General features: G+C 60.9%; 25 protein-coding genes. 14 read left to right on the forward strand and 11 right to left on the reverse strand.

The window, feature by feature from the left end; genetic code table 11:
- Positions 1-9: 9 nt before the first annotated feature.
- From Aeroheme_RS05100 to Aeroheme_RS05110, 3 genes are all read right to left on the reverse strand, one after another.
- The gene (locus tag Aeroheme_RS05100; RefSeq protein WP_411166810.1) at positions 10-1500 is read right to left on the reverse strand and encodes a SulP family inorganic anion transporter; all 1491 of its coding nucleotides are present in this window, start codon (positions 1498-1500) and stop codon (positions 10-12) included.
- Positions 1501-1847: 347 nt separating this feature from the next.
- Complete coding sequence (locus Aeroheme_RS05105) at positions 1848-2408, reverse strand: DJ-1 family glyoxalase III (protein WP_411166811.1); 561 nt, start codon at positions 2406-2408, stop codon at positions 1848-1850.
- 35 nt (positions 2409-2443) lie between these two features.
- Positions 2444-3391, reverse strand: a complete 948-nt coding sequence (locus tag Aeroheme_RS05110; protein WP_163136486.1) for a ketopantoate reductase family protein — start codon at positions 3389-3391, stop codon at positions 2444-2446.
- A 214-nt stretch (positions 3392-3605) separates the two neighbouring features.
- On the opposite strand from Aeroheme_RS05110, the gene Aeroheme_RS05115 reads away from it, so the two are divergent.
- Positions 3606-4088 carry a YajQ family cyclic di-GMP-binding protein gene (locus Aeroheme_RS05115; protein ID WP_106886048.1) on the forward strand — a complete coding sequence of 161 codons (483 nt, stop codon included), beginning with the start codon at positions 3606-3608 and terminating at the stop codon, positions 4086-4088.
- Positions 4089-4189: 101 nt separating this feature from the next.
- Here the strand turns inward: Aeroheme_RS05115 and Aeroheme_RS05120 are convergent, their stop codons facing one another.
- The 6 genes from Aeroheme_RS05120 to Aeroheme_RS05145 form a co-directional block, all read right to left on the reverse strand.
- On the reverse strand, positions 4190-4996 hold the full coding sequence (locus tag Aeroheme_RS05120; RefSeq protein ID WP_025327958.1) for an outer membrane protein OmpK: 807 nt from the start codon (positions 4994-4996) through the stop codon (positions 4190-4192).
- A gap of 156 nt (positions 4997-5152) precedes the next feature.
- Positions 5153-6556 (reverse strand): AmpG family muropeptide MFS transporter, encoded by a 1404-nt coding sequence (locus Aeroheme_RS05125; RefSeq protein ID WP_411166812.1) that lies wholly within the window; start codon positions 6554-6556, stop codon positions 5153-5155.
- 85 nt (positions 6557-6641) lie between these two features.
- Positions 6642-6971, reverse strand: coding sequence for a hypothetical protein (locus Aeroheme_RS05130; RefSeq protein ID WP_163153598.1), 330 nt, complete (start codon positions 6969-6971; stop codon positions 6642-6644).
- A 114-nt stretch (positions 6972-7085) separates the two neighbouring features.
- Complete coding sequence (locus tag Aeroheme_RS05135) at positions 7086-7637, reverse strand: peptidylprolyl isomerase (protein WP_106886050.1); 552 nt, start codon at positions 7635-7637, stop codon at positions 7086-7088.
- Between the two features lie 15 nt (positions 7638-7652).
- A complete protein-coding gene (locus Aeroheme_RS05140; RefSeq protein WP_411166813.1) occupies positions 7653-8225 on the reverse strand; it encodes a YajG family lipoprotein in 573 nt (190 codons plus the stop codon).
- A 24-nt stretch (positions 8226-8249) separates the two neighbouring features.
- A complete protein-coding gene (locus tag Aeroheme_RS05145; protein WP_411166814.1) occupies positions 8250-9383 on the reverse strand; it encodes a methyltransferase in 1134 nt (377 codons plus the stop codon).
- Between the two features lie 222 nt (positions 9384-9605).
- Here Aeroheme_RS05145 and Aeroheme_RS05150 point away from each other — a divergent pair, with 222 nt between their 5' ends.
- The 9 genes from Aeroheme_RS05150 to nqrM all read left to right on the forward strand — a co-directional run bounded on the left by Aeroheme_RS05150 (position 9606) and on the right by nqrM (position 17547).
- Positions 9606-9914 (forward strand): BolA family protein, encoded by a 309-nt coding sequence (locus Aeroheme_RS05150; RefSeq protein ID WP_041204526.1) that lies wholly within the window; start codon positions 9606-9608, stop codon positions 9912-9914.
- A gap of 438 nt (positions 9915-10352) precedes the next feature.
- On the forward strand, positions 10353-11696 hold the full coding sequence (locus tag Aeroheme_RS05155) for a Na(+)-translocating NADH-quinone reductase subunit A (protein WP_111909909.1): 1344 nt from the start codon (positions 10353-10355) through the stop codon (positions 11694-11696).
- Between the two features lie 3 nt (positions 11697-11699).
- Entirely contained in the window at positions 11700-12929 is a 1230-nt protein-coding gene (locus Aeroheme_RS05160) for an NADH:ubiquinone reductase (Na(+)-transporting) subunit B (protein WP_042649549.1), read from the forward strand.
- Positions 12919-13707: a Na(+)-translocating NADH-quinone reductase subunit C gene (locus tag Aeroheme_RS05165; RefSeq protein ID WP_106886054.1), complete on the forward strand. Its 789-nt coding sequence runs from the start codon at positions 12919-12921 to the stop codon at positions 13705-13707. The genes Aeroheme_RS05160 and Aeroheme_RS05165 overlap by 11 nt, the downstream gene beginning before the upstream one ends.
- Complete coding sequence (locus Aeroheme_RS05170) at positions 13700-14332, forward strand: NADH:ubiquinone reductase (Na(+)-transporting) subunit D (RefSeq protein WP_042654098.1); 633 nt, start codon at positions 13700-13702, stop codon at positions 14330-14332. The genes Aeroheme_RS05165 and Aeroheme_RS05170 overlap by 8 nt, the downstream gene beginning before the upstream one ends.
- 3 nt (positions 14333-14335) lie before the next feature.
- Positions 14336-14932, forward strand: a complete 597-nt coding sequence (nqrE, locus tag Aeroheme_RS05175) for an NADH:ubiquinone reductase (Na(+)-transporting) subunit E (protein ID WP_005330713.1) — start codon at positions 14336-14338, stop codon at positions 14930-14932.
- Positions 14933-14949: 17 nt separating this feature from the next.
- Entirely contained in the window at positions 14950-16173 is a 1224-nt protein-coding gene (gene nqrF / locus Aeroheme_RS05180) for an NADH:ubiquinone reductase (Na(+)-transporting) subunit F (RefSeq protein ID WP_042654097.1), read from the forward strand.
- A 3-nt stretch (positions 16174-16176) separates the two neighbouring features.
- The gene (locus Aeroheme_RS05185) at positions 16177-17220 is read left to right on the forward strand and encodes an FAD:protein FMN transferase (RefSeq protein WP_106886055.1); all 1044 of its coding nucleotides are present in this window, start codon (positions 16177-16179) and stop codon (positions 17218-17220) included.
- Between the two features lie 102 nt (positions 17221-17322).
- Positions 17323-17547, forward strand: coding sequence for a (Na+)-NQR maturation NqrM (gene nqrM / locus Aeroheme_RS05190; protein ID WP_005330718.1), 225 nt, complete (start codon positions 17323-17325; stop codon positions 17545-17547).
- A 73-nt stretch (positions 17548-17620) separates the two neighbouring features.
- On the opposite strand, the gene Aeroheme_RS05195 is transcribed toward nqrM, so the two are convergent.
- Positions 17621-17833 carry a hypothetical protein gene (locus Aeroheme_RS05195; protein ID WP_005330720.1) on the reverse strand — a complete coding sequence of 71 codons (213 nt, stop codon included), beginning with the start codon at positions 17831-17833 and terminating at the stop codon, positions 17621-17623.
- A gap of 201 nt (positions 17834-18034) precedes the next feature.
- Between Aeroheme_RS05195 and dinB the strand changes: the two genes are divergently transcribed.
- Both dinB and Aeroheme_RS05205 read left to right on the forward strand, forming a co-directional pair.
- A complete protein-coding gene (dinB, locus tag Aeroheme_RS05200; RefSeq protein ID WP_106886056.1) occupies positions 18035-19087 on the forward strand; it encodes a DNA polymerase IV in 1053 nt (350 codons plus the stop codon).
- Between the two features lie 67 nt (positions 19088-19154).
- Entirely contained in the window at positions 19155-21290 is a 2136-nt protein-coding gene (locus Aeroheme_RS05205; protein ID WP_289983707.1) for a methyl-accepting chemotaxis protein, read from the forward strand.
- 51 nt (positions 21291-21341) lie between these two features.
- On the opposite strand, the gene Aeroheme_RS05210 is transcribed toward Aeroheme_RS05205, so the two are convergent.
- A protein-coding gene (locus Aeroheme_RS05210; protein WP_411166122.1) for an IS3 family transposase occupies positions 21342-22561 on the reverse strand; the annotation gives its coding sequence in 2 pieces (ribosomal slippage) (positions 21342-22213 and positions 22213-22561; 1221 coding nt in all).
- A gap of 336 nt (positions 22562-22897) precedes the next feature.
- Between Aeroheme_RS05210 and Aeroheme_RS05215 the strand changes: the two genes are divergently transcribed.
- Complete coding sequence (locus Aeroheme_RS05215) at positions 22898-23818, forward strand: transcriptional regulator GcvA (RefSeq protein WP_025327944.1); 921 nt, start codon at positions 22898-22900, stop codon at positions 23816-23818.
- 4 nt (positions 23819-23822) lie between these two features.
- The gene (locus tag Aeroheme_RS05220) at positions 23823-24461 is read left to right on the forward strand and encodes an alpha/beta family hydrolase (protein WP_411166815.1); all 639 of its coding nucleotides are present in this window, start codon (positions 23823-23825) and stop codon (positions 24459-24461) included.
- Positions 24462-24470: the final 9 nt, after the last annotated feature.

Consider the following 24470-nt stretch of genomic DNA (forward strand, 5'->3'; position numbering starts at 1 on the left):
TTGTTGTGATCAGTGGCCAGCCAGCAGCTTTTCCACTTCTTCCGGTTTGTCGTGTACCCCGAAGCGGTCGACTATGGTGGCACTGGCCTCGTTCAAACCGATGAGTTCCACCTCTGCGCCTTCGCGGCGGAACTTGATTACCACCTTGTCCAGCGCAGTGACGGCGGTGATGTCCCAGAAGTGGGCATGGGTGAGGTCGATCACCACCTTCTCCACCACCTCCTTGAAGTCGAAGCCGGCGAAGAACTGCTCGGCGCTGGCGAAGAACACCTGGCCCCGTACCAGATAGGTGCGTACTTCTCCTTTTCGCTCGCTGTCGCTCTTGACCAGCATGAAGCGGGCGACCTTGCTGGCGAAGAACAGGGAGGCGAGCAGTACCCCGACAAATACTCCGAGCGCCAGGTTATGGGTAGCCACTACCACGGCGACTGTGGCCAGCATCACGATGCTGGTGGAGAGGGGGTGCTTTTTGAGGTTGCGCACCGACTCCCAGGAAAATGTCCCGATAGAGACCATGATCATCACGGCCACCAGGGCCGCCATGGGGATCTGGCGGATCCACTCATCCATGAATACCACCATCAGGATCAGCAAGGTGCCCGCCACAAAGGTGGAGAGGCGACCACGGCCACCGGATTTGATGTTGATGATGGACTGGCCAATCATGGCGCACCCCGCCATGCCCCCCATCAGGCCGGCACCTAGGTTGGCGATCCCCTGGCCCTTGCACTCGCGATTGCGATCGCTTGGGGTATCGGTCAGGTCATCGACGATGGCCGCCGTCATCATGGATTCGAGCAGACCCACCACGGCCAGACCCGCAGAGTAGGGGAAGATGATGACCAGGGTCTCGAGATTGAGCGGCACCTCGGGCCACAGGAAGATGGGCAGGGTATCGGGCAGCTCGCCCATATCGCCTACGGTGCGGATATCGATGCCCATGGTGATGGCCACTGCCGTCAGTATGACGATGCAGAGCAGCGGGGAGGGCACCAGCTTGCCCACCACGGGGATGAGCGGGAACAGATAGATGATGCCAAGGCCAGCCGCCGTCATGGCGTAGACCTGCCAGGTGACGTTGGTGAGCTCGGGCAGCTGGGCCATGAAGATGAGGATGGCCAGCGCATTGACGAAGCCGGTGACAACGGAGCGGGAGACAAACCGCATCAGGCTGCCGAGCTTCAGGTAGCCGGCCGCTATCTGGAAGAGGCCGGTGAGCAGGGTCGCCGCCAACAGATACTGCAGGCCATGCTCTTTGACCAGGGTCACCATCAGCAGCGCCATGGCGCCGGTGGCGGCGGAGATCATTCCTGGGCGACCGCCGACAAAGGCGATAACCACGGCGATACAGAAGGAGGCATAGAGGCCGACCTTGGGGTCGACTCCGGCGATGATGGAGAAGGCGATGGCTTCCGGGATCAGCGCCAGGGCGACCACGATACCGGCCAGCAGGTCGCCACGTATGTTGGAGAACCACTCTTGTCTTGCACGTTCCAGCATGGGGGGATTTTCTCGCTTGTTGAGGATCCATGGTCGCAAGTCGCCACAGACCCGGGGTCAGGTGGCATTCTGGCAGGATCACATTGTTGAATTGGTATATGACAGATGAACAAACACGCTCCGGTTGTGACAACCAGAGTCAGGCGGCAGGTGCCGCAAAGGACGGGGTTAGGGCGGCGTGACGGTCACGCCAGTGCGCAAAACAGGCATAGGGGGCGCATGTTAGCAGTCAAGGCGGCGGCAGGAAAGCCCGGACCTTTCTTCAGTGTGTATGGGGAGGAGCTACATACCTGAAAACAAGAATGCCCCTTGCAACGCATGGGGCATTCTTGATTATCCAGCGTAGGTTATGGCAGCACCATGGGCTCGGCCACCGCGCGGGCGGCTTCATCGCCACACAGCACCCGCACTATCTCGAGGGCAAACTCGATGGCGGTGCCGGGGCCCTGGCTGGTGATGAGACGATGGGCATCATCCCGCACCACCCGGGCCGTACTCAGTTGCGCGGCGGGCAGGCGGGCCTGAAAGCCCGGGTGACAGGTGGCGCGGGCATCCCCCAGCAAGCCGTGATGGTGCAGTACCACGGCGGGGGCGGCGCAGATGGCCGCGCGCCAGCGGCCGAGGGCCGCCTGTTCTATCAGCAGGTCGATGGCGAGGGGAGTGTCGCGGATCACTTCGCTGCCGGGCAGGCCGCCCGGCACGACCATGGCATCGAAGTCACGGCTGGTCAGCTCGTCGAGATGGCAATCCGCCACCAGCTGTACCCCGCGGGAGGCGCGGATCTGGCGCGCTCCCGTGGGGCAGCAGGAGGCCAGCACCACCTCTATGCCGCCGCGCACCAGGGTGTCGACGATGGCGACCGTCTCTATCTCTTCCGACCCCGGGGCTACCAATACCAGTACTGTCATCCTGCACTCCTTCGTCGCCCGCAGTGCCGCTCTGCTCAGCGCTTCTCTTTGACGGCCTGATAGAGGCCCTGATTGACCGGCACCGCTATGCCGTGGGCGGCGGCCTTGCCGAGCAGGAAGCCGGTGATGGCCTCGATCTCGGTCTCACGCCCCTGCTCCATGTCCTGATACATGGAAGAGTAATTGTCGGCGGTGAGTTCCACCACAGTCATGACGCGGCGCAGCAGCTCGTCGCTGCCGGTCGGCTGGCCTTCGGCCTGCATCACGTCAGCCACTTCCACGCAGATCTGTTGCAGCACATCGGCGAAGCGCGGGCCGGCCAGCTCGCCATTCTTGAGCTTGTAAAGCGCAGTGAGCGGATTGATGGCGCAGTTGATGGCGAGCTTCTGCCACTGGCGGGTCAGGATCTGCTCATCCCAGCCGGCTTGACCGAGAGCGGTGGCGAGCTGGTCTGCCAGGGCGGAATGGGCCTTGGCGGCCTCATTGATCGGGCCGAGCCAGGTTTCGCCCTTGCCGGTATGGCGGAACACGAAGTGGCCATTTTGCATGGCGCCGTGGCTGGTGACACCGGCAATGACGGGGTTATGCGGAAACAGCTGTACCACCTGTTCGGCTATGCCCATGCCATTGTGCAACAGCACTATGGGAACCCCTGCCGCCAGCTTGCCCACCAGGGGCGTCAGGGCCGACACCACCTGACCCGCCTTGGTCATCACCAGCAGTCGCTGGATGGTGCCGGGCTTGTCGATGAAACCCCGCTCGATGGCGAGCAACTGGGTGTGGCCCTCGAGGGAAGTGAAATCGATGCCGGGGTGCAGGGTGGCGCGGTGCCGCTCGCTCAGCAGGACACGGGTCGGCTGGCCACTTTGGGTCAGCAAGGAGGCGAAGACGCCGCCCAGGGCACCGCAGCCCAGCAATGACCAGTGAGGGGAGGAGGGGTGTCGGCTGTTTTTCAGGTTGTTGTCGCGTAATCCGCTTGGCATGGAGAGGCTCAATCAGGGTAGTGGCTGCGTTCCGAGCAACTCGCTACCGGGGATAAGTGAAGATGTCGCTCGGCGGACACTAACGGGTCTCGCCATTCCTGTGCGCAGGGGATTCTAGCAGAGCAATCCCATTGAAATCAGCAAATTTGCCGGTTTTCTGGTAGATTTGCCCCTTTGTCAGCACAACCTGAAGTACAGCATGAGGAGCCCGGCTATGCCGTCATTCGATATTGTCTCTGAAGTCAAAATGAACGAGGTGTTGAACGCCGTCGATAACGCCAATCGTGAACTGGCGACCCGTTTCGATTTTCGTGGTGTGGAAGCCAGCTTCGAATTGAACAAGGAAGAGGTCAAGCTGGAAGCCGACGCCGATTTCCAGCTCAAGCAGATGGTCGAGATCCTGCGCGCAGCCCTGCTCAAGCGCAACATCGAGAACAGCTCAATGGACGTGGGCGACAGCGTTCACTCCGGCAAGCGTTTCCACCTGAACGTCAAGTTCAAGCAGGGGATCGAGAAAGAGATCGCCAAGAAGCTGGTGAAGCTGATCAAGGATTCCAAGATCAAGGTGCAGGTCGCCATCCAGGGTGACGAAGTGCGCGTCACCGGCAAGAAGCGTGACGATCTGCAGGAGACCATGGCACTGGTGCGTGGCGCCGAGCTGGGTCAGCCGATGCAGTTCCAGAACTTCCGCGATTGATGATGAAGGGGGAGGGCCCTGGCCACTCCCCTCATCGAGGAAGCGCCATAAAAAAACCGGAGCAGATGCTCCGGTTTTTTGTGTCCGTGTGACGAGTTCGATTAGAACTTGTAGGTCACGGAGAAGTAGTGGCCGAAACCAGTGGTCTTCAGACCGTAGGAACCGTTCTGGATGCCATAGATGTCGTTGAAGTACTTCAGACCGTAACCGACGGCGTAGCGGTCGGAGTGCCAGTACAGGCCGTTGAACATGGCGGTACCGTCGGTGGAAGTGTCCTTGGCATCAAACAGGTGATCCAGGTAACCTTGATAGGCTACGAAGCTGCCGTTGGAGAAGGTGTAGAAAGGCTTGAACCAGTTCATGGAGAACTGATAGCCGTTCCAGCCCTGCTCGCCGCCGCCTTCGTTGACGTGACGGGCATACAGGTTCATGCCAACCTTGCCGAACCAGGGCACTTGTACGTCTGCACCCAGACCGGTCATGGCTTCAAACAGACCATCCGGACCACCCACGTTGATCAGGTTGGCGATGTAGACTTCCTGCACCGGGCCGAAGGAGAGATCTTTGCCGGTCATGGCATCGATGGAGATACGCGGTGCGAACTTGATGAACAGGTTGTCTTGGTTGTGCTTGTCGTCGTGACGGTTCTGGAAGATGTCGAAGACGTCGACGTAACCGTACAGATCGAAGATACCAGAGCGGCCACCAAACTCCATTTCGAAGTAGGTATCGTTGTAACCACCTTCAGATTCGCTGTAGGGCAGCTGATCGATGGTGTGCATCACGTTGAACTGGAACCACTTGTAGTCGTTCTTGTGGATGTCGCCGCTGTAATCGGCAGCAAGGGCCGGAGTGGCGGATGCAGCCAGCAGACCGGCAGCGATCAGAGTCTTGGTAAATTTGGCCATTTTATTGGTCTCTTGTGCGTTAGTTGAGGTTTTCCGTAGCCTGCCCACAAGGAGCGGAAGGGATTCTAGCCAAATAAATTCATCGGATAAACAAGAGCCAGGGAACTTTGTCCGGTTTTGTGAATCTAATCACCCCCAAAATGGCGCAAACGCTTGCTATTTGTCCGCTTGTGGTAACAAAGCATCGCCTCGTTTGGCAACCATGATGATCAGTATCATGACAGGGATGCCGAGCAGACTGGTGCCGACGAAGAAGCTGCTGTAGCCGATCTGCTCGACCACCTGACCGGAAAAACCCGCCAGCAGCTTGGGCATCAGCAACATGATGGAGCTGAACATGGCGTACTGGGTCGCCGAGAAGGCGACGTTGGTCAGGCTCGACAGATAGGTCACGAAGGCCGCCGTCGCAATGCCGGCGCTGAGGTTGTCCAGGGAGATGATCAGGGTCAGCAGCTCCAGATCGTGACCCACTTCGTTGAGCAGGGCGAACAGCAGATTGGTGCTGGCGGTGAGCACGGCGCCGAGAAACAGGATGCGCAGGGTGCCGAAGCGCATCACTAATACGCCCCCCAGGGCTGCCCCCACCAGCGTCATGATGACGCCATACACCTTGGTGATGGTGGCCACCTCCGTCTTGCTGAACTGCAGATCCACATAGAAGCTGTTGGACATCACCCCCATCACTACATCCGAGATGCGATAACAGGCGATGAGCCCCAGGATCAGCAGGGCCGAGCCGCCGTAGCGGCGGAAGAAATCGGCAAAGGGGCACCAGATGGCTTCATAGGTCCAGGCGCCCAGCCCGGCCAGGGTCTTGGGCCAGCCCCGCTCGAGCAGCAGCGCCTTGCGCTCCATCTGTTGCTCGTTCTGGCGATGGAGGTCGATATCCGGCTCGTGGCTGAGCAGTGTGGTGATGACGCCGAGGGACATGAGTCCCGCCATCAGCAGGTAGGTGAGCTGCCAGCCGCGGTAGTCGTAGCTGTCGTTGCTGCCAAGCCAGGCCGCCAGTGCCAGCGCGCCCGCCCCTGCCATTATCATGGCGAGCCGGTAACCCGTCATGTAGGAGGCCGCCATGGCCGCCTGCAGCCGCTCAGGTGCCGACTCGATGCGGTAGGCATCGATGACGATATCCTGGGTCGCGGAGCAAAACGCCACCAGCAGGGCGAACAGGGCGAGCTGGGCGAGCTGGGTCTTGGGATCGCAATAGGCCATGCCCACCAGGGAGAGGGCGATCAGCACCTGGGAGAGCAGCATCCAGCTGCGTCGTCGTCCCAGCAGCCGGGAGAGCAGCGGCAGCGGCAGTCGATCCACCAGGGGGGACCACAGCCACTTGAAGCCATAGGCCAGCGCCACCCAGCTCATGTAGCCGATGTCGGTCAGGCTGACATCGGCTTCGCGCAGCCAGAACGAGAGGGTGCCGAAGACCAGCAGCAAGGGCAGGCCGGAGGAGAAGCCCATGGCAAACAGAGTGAGTACCCGCGCTTCCAGATAGACTGCGAGGGCGTCTCGCCAGCTTGTGGCGCGGTCCGGGGTTTGGCTGGGCGGGCGGAGATTGTTCAACTGCCTGACTCCTCAGAGAAAAGGGGGTCATTTTGTCAGGTTCGAGGGGGATAGCCAAGGCAAGCCGAACGGGGCGGCCCGGGATTCAGGGTCGTGAGCCGATGCAGTGACGCGGACAGGGCCCTTCGGCCACGAGGAAGCTGGCGCAGGCCATCAGTTGCTGACGCAGCAAGGTGTCTGTGATGAGCTGATGCTCGTCCCACAGGTGCAGGCTGTGGAGCAGGTGCCAGAACACCCCCTCCTGCTCGGTGGCGGGTGCTTTGTCAATGGGGATAGTGGACAGCGCCTGCCAGCGGGAGAGGAGTTGCCAGCTCAGATCCTCGAGCTGCCGATAGGGCATTTCTCGTGCCAGAAAGTGACGAACCGCCTGAGCCAGCTCAATGGCGTGTTGGGCAATGTAATCGTGACAAGTCACCGGAACCTCCTCTCTCTGCCTGGCCATGTCCCGCGCACATCGGACAAGGCCAGAGTATAGAAAGGGGCGCCGGTGACCCGGGCAACGCTGTGGTGGAATGTGATCCGTCCCGCGTTATTTGTCCGCCAGCAGCACCACTTTTTTCAGGATGATGGGGCTGGTCGGCACGTCATTGGCGCGCAGTATGGAGCTGTAGCCGGTCTGGACCTGAGCCAGCTTGTCCAGCACCTCCATGCCCTGCACCACCTGGCCGAACACGGTGTAACCGGCGCCGGCATTGGCGTTGAGGTTGTCGTTGTCCACCAGGTTGAAGTAGAACTGGCGGGTGGCGCTGTCGACTGCCTGGGTGCGGGCCATGGCGATGCTGCCACGCTTGTTGGGCAGGCCGCCCCTGGACTCGTTGACCACGGGATCGAAGGTCGGCAGCGGCTGGAATTGCTGATTGTAGCCCCCGCCCTGCACCACGAAGTTCTGGATCACCCGGTGGAACAGGCTGCCGTCATAGCTGCCATCCGCCACGTAGCGCAGGAAGTTCTTCACCGTCTGCGGCGCCTGCTTGGGGGCCAGCTCCACCACTATGTTGCCGTGGTTGGTTTCCATCTGGACTTTTTGTCCGGCGAACGCCAGGGGGGCGATCAGGGTGGCCAGTAACCAGAGTTTCTTCATTTATATGCTCCTTGCTCAGCTAGGCTGGCCTTTGAGATAACCGCGCAGTGCTTCGTCGGCCATGATCTGTTGCAGCACGCTGCCCAGTTGCTGGTTCAGGGTGGACTCCAGATCGGCCATGGTCGGCTCACCCGGCTCTTCCTTGCTGGATGACATGTTGAACTGCTTGGTCAGCTTGTTGCCCTGGAAGTCGGCGAGCACCTGTAGGCTGACCTTGGACTTGGTGACATAGGTGAAGGTCTTCTCTTCGACCGTGACCGCGGCGGTGGAGATGGCCAGGGTCAGGTTGGTGGTGCCGCTGTTGCCTACTTCCAGCCCTTGGCTGCGCAACCCTTCCGCCAGTTTTTCCGCCAGCAGGTTGTTGAGGGGCTGGCTGCTGTTGACCAGCACGGGAGCCTTCTCTTTCTTCTTGATGGAGAAGACATAGGCGGCCTCGCGCTTGTCCACCCCTTCCATGGTGATGCGGTTGCCAGAGTAGTACTGCTGGTTGGAGGGGATGACTTGCGGATTGAGCAACGCCGTCTCCGGCCAGTGGGTGGCACAACCACCCAGTATCAGGGCGGCCAGCAGCAAGAGTGACTTTTTCATCATGGGTTTCCTTTAGCTTTATCTTTAGCGTTTGATGGCTTTCAAAATAACGAATTTGCTGTTCGACGCAACGACTTGTGCGTTGGCAAACAAGCGCTTGAGTTTGTTGTGATAGTCCAGATGACGGTTGCCTACTATCCAGAGTTCACCCCCCTGAGGCAACACCCGGTGTGCGTCGGTGAACATCTGCCAGGCGATGTGATCGGTGATCGCCTGCAACTGATGGAAGGGGGGATTGCAGAGGATCCGATCCGCTGCCCCGACCGCTACGCCGTCGAGACAGTTGTTGACCATGAAGTGGGCCCGCGGCAGGGCGTCCGGCAGGTTGTGCTCGACGTTCAGCCGCGCCGAGGCGACCGCCATGTGGGATTCGTCGATGAAGGTCACCTCCACCTCGCTGTCTTTTGCCAGCAGTGAGAGACCCAGCACCCCGTTGCCGCAGCCAAGGTCTATCACCTTGCGTGCGCTGTGGATCGGCAAATTGTCCAGCATGAAGCGGGCGCCTATATCCAGACTGGTGCGCGAGAAGACGTTGGCGTGGTTGTGGATGAGCATGTCGCTGCCCTCCAGCGGCCAGACGGTCGGGAAGGGGTTGGTCAGGGCAGGGCGATCGGCCTGCGGCTCGCAGTGAATGAGGCGCGCCTTCTTCCAGGCCAGCGAGGTGCGAGTCTCCCCCAGGTATTTCTCGAACAGCTTGAGGGTGGAGCTGTGGATGTCTTTCGCCTTGCCGGCGGCCAGGATGCGGGTGGCCGGGGTGACCACCGCACGCAATGCCAGCAGTTGCTGCTCCAGCAGCGCCTGATACTTGGAGACCTTGATCACCACCAGCGCAGGAGCTGAAGGCAGCGGGGCCAGGGCATCCTGCAGGGTGATCCCGCTCGCCTCCAGCCCGTTCTCCGCCAGATTGGCCAGGGTGGCTTGCTCGCTGATGTAGGAGTCGCTCACGCAGACCGGGCCATGGCCGTGCAGATAGGCGGCCAGGGCGCCGAAGCCGTCGTTCATGATGATGACGGGGCCATCCTGCTCGAGCGGATCCTCGGCCAGGGTGTTGATCAGGTACTCGTCCGCCGCATCCCAGGCCTGCAGGGGATCCTGGCTCTGCCGTGGGTAGCGATACAGGATCAGACGACAATGGGCAGTGTCGAGCAGGGTTTGCATAAGTAAGAGAGTCCAACGTGTTGCTGATAGATGACGCCTGCCCGCACCGTGTTGCCCGGCAGGCAGGGAAAGTGGCGCTATTCTAGCGGCGACGGAGAATTTCACCAGCCCGCAGCGAGGAGGCGCCCGGCCATCCTCTATATTGAAGCGGGCCTGATGCATCCGGCATGCAACCCTGGCTACAATGGCCGGATATTCAACGAGGGAGTCTTGCCCGTGAGCATGCAACAACAGATAGAGGCCAAACTGGCCGCCGCCTTGTCCCCCAGTCATCTGGAAGTGATCAACGAGAGCTACATGCACAGGGTGGAACCGGGATCCGAGAGCCACTTCAAGGTCATAGTGGTGAGCCAGGCCTTCGAGGGGCAGCGCCTGCTGGGGCGCCATCGTCAGGTCAACGGCGTGTTGGCAGAGGAGCTGGCAGGGGCCATCCATGCGCTGGCGCTGCATACCTATACCGAGGCGGAGTGGCAGGCCCGGGAGCAGGCCCCCAAGACTCCGGGCTGTGTCAGCAAGTCCCCCTTTGCCTGAGCCATTGACCTTTTCATTACCCAATTGTCGATTAATTAACAAAATTATCACGACGGGGCCGGGGCGCCAGCCGTCGGCCCCGAGCGCATGGGATCGGGGTAATGATTACTTTTTCTAATCAACCTTTGGGGCAAGTAAAATTACCTCCATATGGGTAGTGAAACAAAGAATCCTTTAAAACCACGGGTTGCAGGGATGGAAGGGAAATATTCATTGGAGGTTAATTTTGTGATAGGACGGGGATTTTCCCCATTTGGCGTGGCGACCGACTTGTCTAAGGTGGTAAACTCAGTCGCTTTTGAATGATCCTGTATGTTGCTGATTTGTTTGTTTTATCGACATTTTACCGCGATGTTGACGGGCTCATTCAACAACTCGTCGTGATGTATTTCTCGGCGCTAACCAACCTGTCTTCCCTTAACGGTAGTGCAAGTGAGTATGATTACAATTAAAAGAGGACTGGACATCCCCGTGCTGGGTGCTCCGGAGCAAGTAATCTACGATGGCCCGGCCATCACCCGTGTTGCTACACTCGGCGAAGAGTTCGTGGGGATGCGTCCTACTATGTTCGTCAAAGTAGGTGATCGCGTCATTAAAGGTCAGGAGCTCTTCGAAGATAAGAAGAATCCCGGCGTTAAATTCACGGCCCCTGCCACCGGTGTGGTTTCTGAGATCAACCGTGGTGCCAAGCGTGTTCTGCAATCCGTTGTCATCGACATCGATGGTTCTGACGAACAGGTGACCTTTGAACACTTTGCGTCTGCCGAGCTGGCACAGCTCGAGCGCAGCAAGGTGCAGGAGATCCTGGTCGCATCAGGCCAATGGACCGCATTGCGTACCCGTCCATTCAGCAAGGTGCCGGCAGTGGGCTCTGCCCCGCGTGCCATCTTCGTCACCGCCATGGACACCAACCCGCTGGCCGCCAACGCCGAGATCATCATCAAGGAACAGGCCCAGGCCTTCCTCGACGGTCTGGCCGTGCTGAGCCGCCTGACCGATGGCACAGTCCACGTCTGCAAGGGCGAAGCCAGCCTGCCGCACGCCTCCCTGGCCCAGGTCAAGGAAGCCGTGTTTGTCGGCCCGCACCCTGCCGGCCTGCCCGGTACCCACATCCACTTCCTGGACCCGGTCGGTGCCAAGAAAGTGCAGTGGCACATCAACTATCAGGATGTGATCGCCTACGGCAAGCTGTTCACCACTGGTCAGATCTTCACCGACAAGGTGATCGCCCTGGCCGGCCCGAACGTGATCAAGCCGCGCCTGCTGCGCACCCGTCTGGGCGCCTGCATCAGCCAGCTGACCAACAACGAGCTGCGTGCGGACGAGAATCGCATCATCTCCGGTTCCCTGCTCAGCGGTGCCAAGGCCGAAGGGGTTCATGACTACCTGGGTCGCTACCACAATCAGGTGAGCGTACTGGGTGAAGGTCGTGAGAAAGAGTTCCTCGGCTGGGTCAAACCCAGTGCCGACAAGTTCTCCATCACCCGTACCACCCTCTCTCATCTGATGAAGGGCAAACTCATCAACTTCACTACCACCACCAACGGTAGTGATCGCTCCATGGTGCCTATCGGCAACTATGAGCGCGTGATGCCGCTCGACATCCTGCCGACCCTGCTGCTGCGGGATCTGGTCTCCGGCGACACCGACAGCGCACAAGCGCTCGGCTGCCTGGAGCTGGATGAGGAAGATCTGGCGCTCTGTACCTTCGTCTGCCCAGGCAAGACAGAGTACGGCCCAGTCTTGCGTGAGTGCCTGACCAAGATAGAACTGGAAGGTTAAGCGATGAGTTTCAAGCAACTTCTTGAAAATATGGAACATCACTTCGAGCCGGGTGGCAAGTACGCCAAGTACTATGCCCTGTTCGAGGCGGCGTATACCCTGTTTTATACCCCCGGGTCCGTGACCCGCAATGCCGCCCACGTCCGTGATGCGATCGATCTGAAGCGCATGATGATCATGGTGTGGCTGGCCGTGTTCCCGGCCATGTTCTGGGGCATGTACAACGTCGGCAACCAGTCCATCGCCGCCATCGCCCATCTGGGCAGCGCGGCCGGTGCCGATACCTGGCAATACACCATAGCGACCCTGCTGGGTGCCTCGCTGGATCCGGCCGTGGCCGGCATCGGCAGCAAGATGCTGATCGGTGCGGCCCACTTCCTGCCCATCTACCTGACCGTGTTCCTGGTCGGTGGCTTCTGGGAAGTGCTGTTCGCCATGGTGCGCAAGCACGAGATCAACGAAGGCTTCTTCGTGACCTCCATCCTGTTCGCCCTGATAGTGCCGCCCGAGCTGCCCCTGTGGCAAGCCGCGCTCGGCATCACCTTCGGCGTGGTGCTGGCCAAGGAAGTGTTCGGCGGTACCGGCAAGAACTTCCTGAACCCGGCCCTGGCGGGTCGTGCGTTCCTGTTCTTTGCCTACCCGGGCCAGATCTCCGGCGATGCCGTCTGGGTGGCCGTTGACGGCTATTCAGGCGCGACAGCCCTGAGCCAGTGGGCCCAGGGCGGCCAGATGGCGCTGATCAACGGTGCCACCGGCGAAGCCATCAGCTGGATGGATGCCTTCCTCGGAAACCTGCCGGGTTCCATCGGTGAAGTCTCCACCCTGATGATCCTCATCGGTGCGGCCATGATCGTCTACATGCGGATCGCCTCCTGGCGCATCATCGCCGGCGTCATGATCGGCATGGTGGCGACCTCCCTGCTGTTCAACGTCATAGGTTCAGATACCAACCCCATGTTCAGCATGCCGTGGCACTGGCATCTGGTGCTGGGCGGCTTCGCCTTTGGCATGGCCTTCATGGCGACCGATCCTGTCTCCGCCGCCTTTACCAACAAGGGCAAGTGGTGGTACGGCGCCCTCATCGGCGTCATGGTTGTGCTGATCCGTGTCGTGAACCCCGCGTTCCCGGAAGGCATGATGCTGGCCATTCTGTTTGCCAACCTGTTTGCCCCCTTGTTTGACCATTTCGTGGCGCAGGCGAACATCAAGCGGAGGATCGCACGTGGCGTTTAATAAAGACTCTACCATCGGCACTCTCGCCGTAGTGACCGGTCTGTGTCTGGTCTGCTCCATCGTGGTCTCCGTGGCCGCCGTGGGTCTGCGTCCGGCTCAGCTGGAAAACAAGGCGCTGGACAAGCAAAGCAACATACTGTCCGTTGCCGGTGTCGATGTCAGCTCTGTGGCCAAGCGTGACCTGGCCCAGCTGTATGGCGACAAGATTGAAGCGCGTCTGGTGGATCTGGCCACCGGTGAGTTCGTTGACGGCGATGCCGACAACTTCGACACCAAGCTGGCAGCCAAAGATCCGGCCAAGAGTGTTCGTCTGGCACCTGCCGACGACAAGGCTGGCCTGCGTCAGATCTCCAAGCTGATCCCGGTGTTCTTCGCGAAAGATGCCGAGGGCAAGGTCGACAACATCATTCTGCCGATCTACGGCCAGGGTCTGTGGTCCACCATGTATGCCTTCGTGGCGGTCGCGGCCGATGGCCAGACCATCAAGGGCATCACCTACTATGACCACGGTGAAACCCCGGGTCTGGGCGGCGAGATCGAGAACCCGGCCTGGCGCGAGCTGTTCGTCGGCAAGAAGCTGTTCGATCAGGACGGTCAGCCTGCGCTGCGGGTGATCAAGGGCCATGCTCCGGCTGGTTCCGAGCATGAAATCGACGGCCTGTCTGGCGCAACCCTGACCGGTAATGGCGTACAGCACACCTTCGACTTCTGGATGGGCCCCAAGGGCTTCGGTCCCTTCCTGGCCAAGGTACGTGCAGGAGAAATCAACAATGGCTGACAAGAGCGAAATGAAAAAATTGCTGTTGACGCCTGTGCTCGGCAACAACCCCATCGCACTGCAGGTGCTGGGTGTCTGTTCCGCGCTGGCCGTTACCAGCCAGATGAAGACGGCGTTCGTGATGACGCTGGCCGTTACCGCGGTCACCGCCTTCTCCAACCTGTTCATCTCCCTGATCCGCAACCAGATCCCGAACAGCGTGCGGATCATCGCCCAGATGGCGGTGATTGCCTCGCTGGTTATCGTGGTTGACCAGGTGCTCAAGGCCTATGCCTATGACATCTCCAAGCAGCTGTCGGTGTTCGTCGGCCTCATCATCACCAACTGTATCGTGATGGGTCGTGCCGAAGCCTATGCCATGAAGAGCGCCCCGCTGCCCTCCTTCCTGGACGGCATCGGCAACGGTCTGGGCTATGGCGCCGTGCTGCTGGCCGTGGCCACAGTGCGCGAGATCCTGGGGTCAGGCACCTGGTTCGGCATCGAGCTGCTGCCGCTGGTGAACAATGGTGGCTGGTATGTGCCTAACGGCCTGCTGCTGCTGCCGCCGAGTGCATTCTTCATCATTGGTCTGATCATCTGGGGCGTACGCACCAAGGATCCCAAGCAGGTGGAGGCAAAGGATTAAGGTATGGAACACTATCTGAGTCTGTTGATTCGTTCGATCTTCATCGAAAACCTGGCGCTCTCCTTCTTCCTGGGGATGTGTACCTTCCTGGCGGTGTCCAAGAAGGTCAAGACAGCCATGGGCTTAGGGATTGCCGTTATCGTGGTTCAGACCGTTGCCGTTCCGGCCAACAACCTGATCTACAACTACGTGCTCAAAGACGGTGCCCTGGTCTCCGGCCTGGATCTCAGCTTCCTGAGCTTCATCACCTTCATCGGGGTGATTGCGGCCCTGGTGCAGATCCTGGAGATGGCGCTGGACAAGTACTTCCCGGCGCTCTACAACGCCCTCGGCATCTTCCTGCCGCTCATCACGGTGAACTGCGCCATCTTCGGTGGCGTCTCCTTCATGGTGCAGCGTGACTACAACTTCGTGGAGTCTGTGGTCTATGGCGTGGGGTCGGGTGCAGGCTGGATGCTGGCCATAGTCGCGATGGCAGGGATCCGCGAGAAGATGAAGTACTCCGATGTTCCGGAAGGCCTGCGCGGCCTCGGCATCACCTTCATCACCGCGGGTCTGATGGCGCTGGGCTTCATGTCCTTCTCTGGTATTTCCCTGTAATCGGAAAGGAAATATAGATGGAAATTATTCTGGGTGTGGTCATGTTCACCGTGATCCTGCTGGCCTTGGTGGCAGTCATTCTGTTCGCCAAGTCCAAGCTGGTGACCGCAGGTGACGTGACAATCAGCATCAACGGCGACCCGGCCAAGGCTGTGACCAGCCCGGCGGGTGGCAAGCTGCTCGGCGTGTTGGCCGGCAGCGGTATCTTCGTCTCCTCCGCCTGTGGCGGCGGTGGCTCCTGTGGTCAGTGCAAGGTGCGGGTGAAAGCCGGCGGCGGCGACATACTGCCGACCGAGCTGGATCACATCAGCAAGGGTGAAGCCCGTCATGGCGAGCGTCTGGCCTGTCAGGTCACCGTTCGTTCCGACATGGACATCGAGCTGCCGGAAGAGATCTTCGGCGTGAAGAAGTGGGACTGTACCGTCATCTCCAATGACAACAAGGCCACCTTCATCAAGGAACTCAAGCTGCAGATCCCCGATGGGGAGAGCGTGCCGTTCCGCGCCGGTGGTTATATCCAGATCGAAGCCCCTGCCCACCACGTGCAGTACAAGAACTTCGATATTCCCGAGGAGTATCGCGGGGACTGGGATCGCTTCAAGATCTTCGAGCTGGAGTCCAAGGTCAACGAACCGATCATTCGTGCCTACTCCATGGCGAACTATCCGGAAGAGTTCGGCATCATCATGCTGAACGTGCGGATCGCGACTCCGCCGCCCAGCAACTGGACTGCGCCTCCCGGCCAGATGTCCTCCTACATCTTCAGCCTGAAGGCTGGGGACAAGGTGACCATCTCGGGTCCGTTCGGCGAGTTCTTCGCCAAGGACACCGACGCCGAAATGGTGTTCGTCGGTGGTGGTGCCGGCATGGCGCCGATGCGCTCCCACATCTTCGATCAGCTGCGTCGCCTGAAGACCAAGCGCAAGATGAGCTTCTGGTACGGTGCCCGTTCCAAGCGCGAGATGTTCTATGTCGAGGACTTCGACATGCTGGCCGCCGAGAACGACAACTTCCAGTGGCACGTCGCCCTGTCGGATCCGCAACCGGAAGACAACTGGGATGGCTACACCGGCTTCATCCACAACGTCTTGTTCGAGAACTACCTCAAGAACCACGAGGCTCCGGAAGATTGCGAGTTCTACATGTGTGGACCTCCCGTGATGAACGCTGCCGTCATCAACATGCTGAAAAACCTCGGCGTTGAAGACGAGAACATCCTCCTGGATGACTTTGGTGGTTAATCCATGCACAGTGTTGTAAAGACCTGGCTAGCCTTAGGGCTAGCCTTTTTCTTGACTGGGTGCGGTCAGGAATCGGTCCAATCCAAGCCGGAGATCCACATCACCGGCAGCACCATGGGCACCTACTACTCCATCAAGGTGGCGGATGCCGCCGTCACGGATGCCGCCAAGCTTCAGGCCGAGGTGGATGTCCTGCTGGAGCGGGTCAACGATCAGATGTCCACCTACCGCCCGGATTCCGAGTTGTCGCGCTTCAACCAGCACAAGGGCAATACCCCGCTGGTGGTCTCCCGTGACACAGCCCGGGTGGTGACCGAGGCCATTCACATTGGCCGCGAGAGCCGCGGGGCGCTGGACGTCACCGTGGGCCCCCTGGTCAATCTGTGGGGCTTTGGGCCGGATGCCAAACCGACCAAGGTGCCATCCGACGAGCTGATCACCCAGACCCGGCAGAAGACGGGCCTCGGCAATCTGCATGTGGTAACCTCGGTCGATGCCGACACCCTGCAAAAGGACATCCCGGATCTCTACGTGGATCTCTCCGCCATCGCCAAGGGCTTCGGGGTAGACAAGGTGGCCGAGTACCTGGAATCCCTGGGGGCGCGCAACTACCTGGTGGAGATCGGCGGCGAGCTGCGGATCAATGGCGTCAACGGCAAGGGTCACCCCTGGCGCGTCGCCATCGAGAAGCCGACCGCCAATGCCGGCTCGGTGCAGGAAGTGATAGTGCCAGGGGATAACGGTGTCGCCACCTCGGGGGACTATCGCAACTACTACGAGCTGGATGGCAAGCGCTTCTCCCACACCATAGATCCGCTGACGGGCAAGCCCATCACCCATCGCATGGTGTCGGTCACAGTGATCCACCCCTCCTGCATGACGGCAGACGGGCTGGCCACGGCGCTGACCGTCATGGGAACGCAGAAGAGCCTGGCCTATGCCAAGGAGCGGGGTCTGGCCATCTTCGTCATCACCAAGACGGACCAGGGTTTCGAGGAGGCTTACTCGGATGCCTTCAAGCCCTACCTGGCCAAGCAGCCCGGTTAACAGTGCAGGTACCGCCATCACTCACCGGGGTGGCGCTGCCTGAGAATCTTGTCGCCGGATGCCGTTGAGCCGTATCTGGTTAAACAGTAAAGGGGTAATACCATGCAGATCTTTCTGATCACCTTCGGGGTGTTTCTGGTGGTGGTGGTGGCCATGGCCATCGGCTACATCTTCCAGAAGAAGACCATCTCCGGCTCCTGTGGCGGCCTTGGCACCATAGGGATCGAGAAGGAGTGTGACTGCCCGGAGCCCTGCGACAACCGCAAGAAGAAGATGGCCAAGGAAGAGGCCCGTCGCAAGATGCTGGTGGACAACCGCATCCTCTGAGGGCGAGCACCCGAGTGCGGGTGCATCGAATGCACGGGAGCCGACCCTGGGTCGGCTCCCGTTTTCATGGCACTCAGTAGTCGTATTTGTGGCAGGATTTCTTGCTAAATTCCGCTTTCCTCTGCGCCAGCTCCTCCCTGGTGCCCAGCTCGTCCCCCTGCTTGATGGCCTTCTCCAGTATCTCTATGCGCTCAAACAGCCAACTGCACTCGGCGGTCGGATGGTCCTTGGTCATGCCTGTCAGCGGCAACAGCAGCAGGCAGAGTCCCGGCCAGATTGCTCTCATCTCTCTCCTCCTTGAGTCTCATGTGGATGGTGCCTTGAGAGTCTATCCGCCCGTCTCCTCCCGTGCGCTGGCAGAAATGACAGGGCTGGGGTAGCATGGGGACTTGACTGGTTATTCATACAGTGGTGTTGCCGCCTCGTCACGACAGCGGCGGGTGCACCCAACCACGCGGCAGGCGCCGACGGCTCAACAGACTCTGGCATGCGCAAGATCATTCACATCGACATGGACTGCTTCTTCGCCGCGGTGGAGATGCGGGACAACCCGGCCCTGCGGGAGGTGCCGCTGGCCATCGGCGGCTCGGCCGACCGGCGCGGCGTCATCTCCACCTGCAACTATGTGGCGCGCCGCTTCGGGGTGCGCTCAGCCATGCCGAGCGCCCTGGCCAGGAAGCTCTGCCCGCCGCTGGTGCTGCTGCCGGGGCGGATGGCCGTCTACAAGGAGACCTCCCGCCAGTTGCAGGCCATCTTCCTGCGCTACACCGACAGGGTGGAGCCGCTCTCACTCGATGAGGCCTACCTCGATGTCACGGACAGCCCCCACTGCGGCGGCAGCGCCACCCTGATGGCGGCCGAGATCCGTGCCGCCATCGCCCTCGAGCTGGGGCTGACCGCCTCGGCCGGGGTGGCGCCGAACAAGTTTCTGGCCAAGCTCGCCTCCGAGCAGCGCAAGCCGGACGGCCTCTTCGTGATAAGGCCCCGGGAGGTGGACGAGTTCGTGCGCCAGCTGCCGCTCGGCAAACTACCCGGCATAGGCCGCAAGACGGCCCAGCGGCTGGAGTCCCTCGGGCTCTACTCCTGCGAGGATGCGCGCCAGCTCGGCAACGAGGAGCTGGTGAGCCGCTTCGGCAAGCTGGGGGAGATGCTCGCCGGTCGCATCTGGGGGCATGATGAGCAGCCGGTGCAGGCCCAGCGGACCCGCAAGACCATAGGGGTGGAGACGACCCTGGCCAGCGACGTGCTGGATGAAGCCGCCTGCTGGGAGGTGCTCAGCCGGCTCATCCCCGAGCTGGAGCTGCGCTTTGCCAGGGCCTGCCCTGCGGAGGCGCTGATGGGGCAGGGGATCAAGCTGAAATTCGCCGATTTTCAGCAGACCACAGTCTATCGCAAGGGCAGTTATCAGGCCGCCCGCTTCCACGATCTGCTGCACGAGGGGTTGCTGCGGGCTCAAGGAAAACCCATTCGCCTGCTCGGTCTGGTGGTAGGACTGCCCGGGGCCGGGGAAATCAATCAACTGAGCCTGGATCTCAGCTGATTTAGTTAAGTTTTTGTGTCCAAAACCGATACAGTGTTCACATCTGTAGACGTTAGGAAATCGTGGCATGAGTTCTCTTTCTGTTCAGGGACGGATCACCCTGATTGCCGGTTGTTGCCTGTTGGCTAGTGCCGCCGCACTGGTCGCCTCTTCCCTCTTCAATGCGGCCCGTATGCAGGAGCAGGTGCTCACCTCCACCACCCTGGAGGGGCAGCACGCGGCAGAAAACTGGATGAAGGCCATGGGGTCCACCCAGGCGGCCAGAGTGACCAGCTACCTCGACGAGGCCTATTTCAGAGCCACCCTGCTGGCGGAGGGCATTTTGTTCCAGCGCAAGAACGCGGCCGACAACTTCGTTCACTCCGAGGCGCTGCGCAATGCCGTGAACCAGCAGTTGCAGGACGCGGCGGAATCATCGGCCAATCTGCTCGGGGTCTATGCGGTATTCGAACCCAATCAGCTCGACGGCGAAGACGACAACTATCAGGGCTCGACCGCGCTCGGGGCCAACGACAAGGGGCGCTTCTCCAGCTACTGGGCCAGAGTCGACGGCAAGGTGACCCTGGAGGTGATGGACGAGGCGCTGCTGGCCAACGACAAGCCGTCCGAGCACGGTGGCCTGGAGAATGACTGGTACAGCTGCAGCATTCGCAGCCGTGCCCTCTGTTTGCTCGATCCCTATGTGGACGAGGTGGGCACCCGGCAGGTGCTGATGACCTCGGTGACGGCCCCTTTGCTGGATCAGGGGACCCTGCTCGGCATGGTCGGGGTCGACATCTCGCTGGCCACCTTGCAAAGCCTGGTGGAGGAGATGGACAAGACGCTCTATGACGGTCAGGGCAAGGTGCTGCTGCTCAGTCACGAGGGCCGGGTGGCCGGGGTCGAAGGGTTCAAGGTCGCTCTTGGGGATACCCTGGATCAGCAGGGGCTGTCGACGGATCTCAACGGTTGGCTCGCCAAGGGGGAGGTGGTCACGCGCTGGAGCCCGGATGGCGCCCTGCTGCAGACCTTCGTGCCGGTCAGCATGCGCGGGACGGATCGCCAGTGGGGCATCTACATCGAACTGCCCCGCGCCGTGGTGCTCGCCTCTGCCCTGCAACTGCAGGATGAGCTCGAGACCCAGTCCCAGCGCAGCGTCGCCACCCAACTGCTGATCGGCGGGGCCATCTCGGCCCTGGCCCTGCTCTGCATCTGGCTGATGGCTCAGCGTATCGTCGCCCCCATTCGCACCGTGGTGGCCCGCCTCAAGGACATCGCCAGCGGCGAGGGGGATCTGACCCAGCGCATCGACCTGCACCGTGATGACGAGATCGGCGAATTGGCGAAGTGGTTCAACAACTTCCTGGACAAGCTGCAATCCACCATCAGCCAGGTGATCGATACGGTGGCCGGTACCCGGGCCAGCGCGTCGCTGGCGGCGCAGGGGGCCGAGCGCACCAGTGCCGGCATGCAGTCCCAGTACCAGGAGGTGGATCTGGTGGCCACGGCGTTCGAGGAGCTGAGCGCCACCGCCCTGCAGGTCGCGGGCAATGCCAGCTCGGCGGTGAGCGCGGCCAACCAGGCGGACATGGCGGCGCAGGAGGGCAAGTCCGTGGTCGCCGATACCCAGCAGGCCATGTCCAGGCTGATGGCGGTGATCAGCGACGCCAAGCCCGTGGTGGAGCGGCTGGCCGCCAACAGCGACAACATCAACGACATCCTCATCGTGATCCAGGGGATAGCCGAGCAGACCAACCTGCTGGCGCTCAATGCCGCCATCGAGGCGGCGCGGGCCGGTGAACAGGGCCGCGGCTTCGCCGTGGTGGCCGACGAGGTGCGCAACCTGGCCGGCCGTACCCAGAATGCCATCGTCGAGATCCAGACGCTGATCACCGAGCTGCAGTCGGGCACAGAGGCTGTGGTCAAGGCGATCATGACGGGTCACAGTCAGGCGGGTCTGACCCTTGGCAAAGTGGAGCTGTCGGTCAGCGTGCTGGAGCAGATCATCCATGCGGTGGCCACCATCCATCAGATGAACGAGCAGATAGCCAGGGCGGCGCAGGAGCAGAGCGGGGTGGCGGACGAGATCAACCGGAACGTCAGCAACATCCGCGACGTGAGCCATACCATCAGGGCAGAGGCGGCCACCTCGGCCGACAACGGACGCGAGTTGTCGCAACTGGCAGACAAGCAGCAGCAACTGGTGGGGCAATTCAGGGTATAGAGTGTCTAGTCCTGAAATAGGTTTACACATTTTCGTCTAGCTTCACGTGACTCAGAACCCCCGATGCACCGCATCGGGGGTTCTGTATTTCAAGGCATGATGCGGTCGCTCCAGGTTGTAAATATCCACTGCCTCACGCACCATCTCCCGCGCTTGCGCCAGGTCCTGCGGGCTTTGCAACAACAACTCCCCTTTCAATATCCCGTTCACCCGCTCCGCCAACGCATTCTGGTAACAGTCATAGCCATCCGTCATCGAGCATTTCACCCCGTACCGTTCATGTAATGACTGATACAGCCCAGAGCAATACTGCACGCCGCGGTCCGAGTGATGGATAAGCTCCCCGCCGCCACGCCGTTGCTTCAGTGCTTTCTTGAATGCCATCGCCACCGCCTCGGCGTGCATCCCTTCGTGCACGTGATGACCCACTATCTTGCGTGAGTACGCATCCGTCACCAGGCTCAGGTACAGCGGCCCGCTCCTGGCTGGCAGATAGGTGATGTCGGCGACCCAGACCTGCTCCGGAGCCACCGGCGTGACCTGCTCTGGCCCCGCCTTGAGCAAGTTGGGATGACGGTAGAAACGGTGAAAACTGTGGGTGGTCTTGTGATACGCCCGCCTGGGCTGCACCAGCAGGCGGTGCTCGGCCAATATCTGAAACAGCCTGTCCCGCCCGACCTTGAGCCCGCCATCATCCTGACCTTGAAGCAGATAATGCAGCTTGCGGGTGCCGACCCGTGGCTGGCGTAACCGTACCTGACGCACGAAGCGCACCACCTGCAACCCCTGTGCATGGCGCACGTCTGCAACCCGATTGCGCTTGTAGTAAGCCTGACGGCTTATCCCCAGAAACAGGCAAGCCCTGACGATGGTCAGCCTCTCGACTTGCCGCTGCGAGAGGACTTGCCGGGTCGCTTTTTTACGATGGAGACGCCGTAGTCGTTCTTCAGGACATCGACGACGGCCTCAAAGAACTGGGCCTTCTGGCTCATCAGCGCCAGCTGCTGTTCGAGCTCCTTGATGCGCTGTTCGGGTGTCTGGTTGTCGGGGTCAGGCATGGTGATGCTCCTGCCGGCGCGCACAGAAGCCCCCTGGCTCCAATCTTGCCGACCATGTTTACGCAACCATACCAGAACGGTGGAGCGGCCCTGAATGCCGTATCGGGCTTGTGCCTGCTGGCAGGTGAGCTCGCCTTTTTCAATCTGCTCGACCAGTGCCAGTTTAAAAGTCAGCGAGTAATCGCGCTGTGTCCGTTTCACACCTTGTCCCATCGGGCTCTCCATTTATGTGGGGGAAAGGTGTAAACCATATTCAGGACGGGACAGAGATAAGAAAAAAGGCGCCATCCAACCGGAGGCGCCAAACACATTCAGATGACAGACTGGGTTAAATCGCATTGATTTAGCCCTTCTTCCCGCAGAGGAAGAAACACAACACCACAATCGCTGTCGGCCCACTCACAAAAACCACATGTAAACCAACATGGAAGAGAAGGTGTGAGCCATATGGCAACGGATTGCGTGGCGAATTATGTTTATTCACTGGTCGACCCGCAACCGACAATTTATAATGCGCCCCATTAGAAAAACTCATCGTCGGCTGGTGTCATGTCTCGTCGTTTACCCCCGCTCAATGCCCTGAAAGCATTCGAAGCAGCGGCTCGCCACTTAAGCTTTACCCGCGCAGCAGAAGAGTTGTTTGTGACTCAGGCCGCCATCAGCCACCAGATTAAGGCGCTGGAGGAGTACCTCGGCATCAAGCTGTTCCGTCGCAAGAACCGCTCCCTGCTGCTGACCGAGGAGGGGCAGAGCTACTTCCTCGACATCAAGGACATCTTCGCCTCCATCTCCGAGGCTACCGACAAGCTGCTGGCCCGCAGCGCCAAGGGGGCGCTTACCGTCTCCCTGCAGCCGAGTTTCGCCATCCAGTGGCTGGTGCCCAGGCTGGTGAAGTTCAGCGAGCGCCACCCCGACATCGATGTGCGGATCAAGGCGGTGGACATGGACGAGGGATCCCTGACCGACGACGTGGACGTGGCTATCTACTACGGCCGTGGCAACTGGCCCGGGCTGCGCTCGGACAAGCTGCACACCGAGTACCTGATCCCGGTCTGCTCCCCCCTGCTGCTGACCGGCCCCAAGCCCCTGCGCACCCCGGAGGATCTGACCAGGCACACCCTGCTGCACGACACCTCCCGACGGGACTGGAAGGCCTGGTTCCGCCAGCTCGACATCGACGCCCCCAACGTCAACCAGGGGCCCATCTTCAGCCACTCCACCATGGTGATCCAGGCGGCGATCCACGGTCAGGGGGTGGCGCTCGGTCACAGCGTGCTGGCCCAGCCCGAGATTGAGGCGGGTCGCCTCATCTGCCCGTTCGAGCAGGTGCTGGTCAGCAAGAACGCCTTCTACCTGGTGTGCCAGGAGCAGCAGTCCGATCAGGGCAAGATAGTGGCCTTCCGCGACTGGATGCTGGAGCTGGTGGAGCAGGAGGAGGCCCGTCGCCGGGCCCGTCTCGCCGATGGTTGAGGGGATGGATGTGACAAGAGAGGGGGCGAGCGACGCCCCCGTTCGCATTCTGCTGGCCCACGGCGCGGGTGCCGGTATGGATCATGGGTTTCTCGCCGAGCTGTCTCGGCTGCTGGCGGGGCCGGATATCGAGGTGGTGCGCTTCAACTTCCCCTACATGAGCAAGCGGGCCCAGGATGGCAAGCGCAGGCCGCCGGACCGGCAACCCGTGCTGCTCGCCCATTGGCGCGAGATGGTGCGTGCGTTTGCCCATCCCCGCTTGTTCCTGGCGGGCAAGTCCATGGGGGGGCGGATGGCGGCCGAGCTCTATCACGAAGGGGGCGACGAGATGAATGCTGCAGGATTGCTCATTCTCGGGTATCCTTTCCACCCCCCGGCCAGCCCCGACCGCTGGCGGGGTGACGTGCTCAAGCAGATCACGACGCCGACCCTGCTGCTGCAGGGGGAGCGCGACACCTTTGGCTCTCGCGCCGAGCTGGCCGATTTCCCCTTCTCCCCCGCCGTATCGGTCCACTGGCTGACCGATGGGGATCATGGCTTCAAGCCGAGGAAGGCCAGCGGCGTGAGCGAGCAGGAGAACCTGCGACAGGCTGCGGAGCGGATCAAGGGGTTTATCGCGGCGACCCCGTCCCGGTGTCCCTGAAGGAATGGC

This window comes from Aeromonas sp. DSM 116730, assembly GCF_046581335.1.
GTDB lineage: Bacteria > Pseudomonadota > Gammaproteobacteria > Enterobacterales > Aeromonadaceae > Aeromonas > Aeromonas rivipollensis.

Excerpts from the sequence above, each read along its gene's own strand:
- Aeroheme_RS05110 (WP_163136486.1), bottom strand. The coding sequence starts at position 3,391 with ATGCCAAGCGGATTACGCGACAACAACCTGAAAAACAGCCGACACCCC.
- Aeroheme_RS05170 (WP_042654098.1), top strand. The coding sequence starts at position 13,700 with ATGGCTGACAAGAGCGAAATGAAAAAATTGCTGTTGACGCCTGTGCTC.
- Aeroheme_RS05145 (WP_411166814.1), bottom strand. The coding sequence starts at position 9,383 with ATGCAAACCCTGCTCGACACTGCCCATTGTCGTCTGATCCTGTATCGC.
- Aeroheme_RS05105 (WP_411166811.1), bottom strand. The coding sequence starts at position 2,408 with ATGACAGTACTGGTATTGGTAGCCCCGGGGTCGGAAGAGATAGAGACG.
- Aeroheme_RS05120 (WP_025327958.1), bottom strand. The coding sequence starts at position 4,996 with ATGGCCAAATTTACCAAGACTCTGATCGCTGCCGGTCTGCTGGCTGCA.
- Aeroheme_RS05220 (WP_411166815.1), top strand. The coding sequence starts at position 23,823 with ATGGATGTGACAAGAGAGGGGGCGAGCGACGCCCCCGTTCGCATTCTG.
- nqrE (WP_005330713.1), top strand. The coding sequence starts at position 14,336 with ATGGAACACTATCTGAGTCTGTTGATTCGTTCGATCTTCATCGAAAAC.
- Aeroheme_RS05215 (WP_025327944.1), top strand. The coding sequence starts at position 22,898 with ATGTCTCGTCGTTTACCCCCGCTCAATGCCCTGAAAGCATTCGAAGCA.
- Aeroheme_RS05205 (WP_289983707.1), top strand. The coding sequence starts at position 19,155 with ATGAGTTCTCTTTCTGTTCAGGGACGGATCACCCTGATTGCCGGTTGT.
- nqrM (WP_005330718.1), top strand. The coding sequence starts at position 17,323 with ATGCAGATCTTTCTGATCACCTTCGGGGTGTTTCTGGTGGTGGTGGTG.
- Aeroheme_RS05160 (WP_042649549.1), top strand. The coding sequence starts at position 11,700 with ATGAGTTTCAAGCAACTTCTTGAAAATATGGAACATCACTTCGAGCCG.
- Aeroheme_RS05195 (WP_005330720.1), bottom strand. The coding sequence starts at position 17,833 with ATGAGAGCAATCTGGCCGGGACTCTGCCTGCTGCTGTTGCCGCTGACA.
- Aeroheme_RS05155 (WP_111909909.1), top strand. The coding sequence starts at position 10,353 with ATGATTACAATTAAAAGAGGACTGGACATCCCCGTGCTGGGTGCTCCG.
- nqrF (WP_042654097.1), top strand. The coding sequence starts at position 14,950 with ATGGAAATTATTCTGGGTGTGGTCATGTTCACCGTGATCCTGCTGGCC.
- Aeroheme_RS05135 (WP_106886050.1), bottom strand. The coding sequence starts at position 7,637 with ATGAAGAAACTCTGGTTACTGGCCACCCTGATCGCCCCCCTGGCGTTC.
- Aeroheme_RS05140 (WP_411166813.1), bottom strand. The coding sequence starts at position 8,225 with ATGAAAAAGTCACTCTTGCTGCTGGCCGCCCTGATACTGGGTGGTTGT.
- Aeroheme_RS05150 (WP_041204526.1), top strand. The coding sequence starts at position 9,606 with ATGCAACAACAGATAGAGGCCAAACTGGCCGCCGCCTTGTCCCCCAGT.
- Aeroheme_RS05100 (WP_411166810.1), bottom strand. The coding sequence starts at position 1,500 with ATGCTGGAACGTGCAAGACAAGAGTGGTTCTCCAACATACGTGGCGAC.
- Aeroheme_RS05115 (WP_106886048.1), top strand. The coding sequence starts at position 3,606 with ATGCCGTCATTCGATATTGTCTCTGAAGTCAAAATGAACGAGGTGTTG.
- Aeroheme_RS05185 (WP_106886055.1), top strand. The coding sequence starts at position 16,177 with ATGCACAGTGTTGTAAAGACCTGGCTAGCCTTAGGGCTAGCCTTTTTC.
- dinB (WP_106886056.1), top strand. The coding sequence starts at position 18,035 with ATGCGCAAGATCATTCACATCGACATGGACTGCTTCTTCGCCGCGGTG.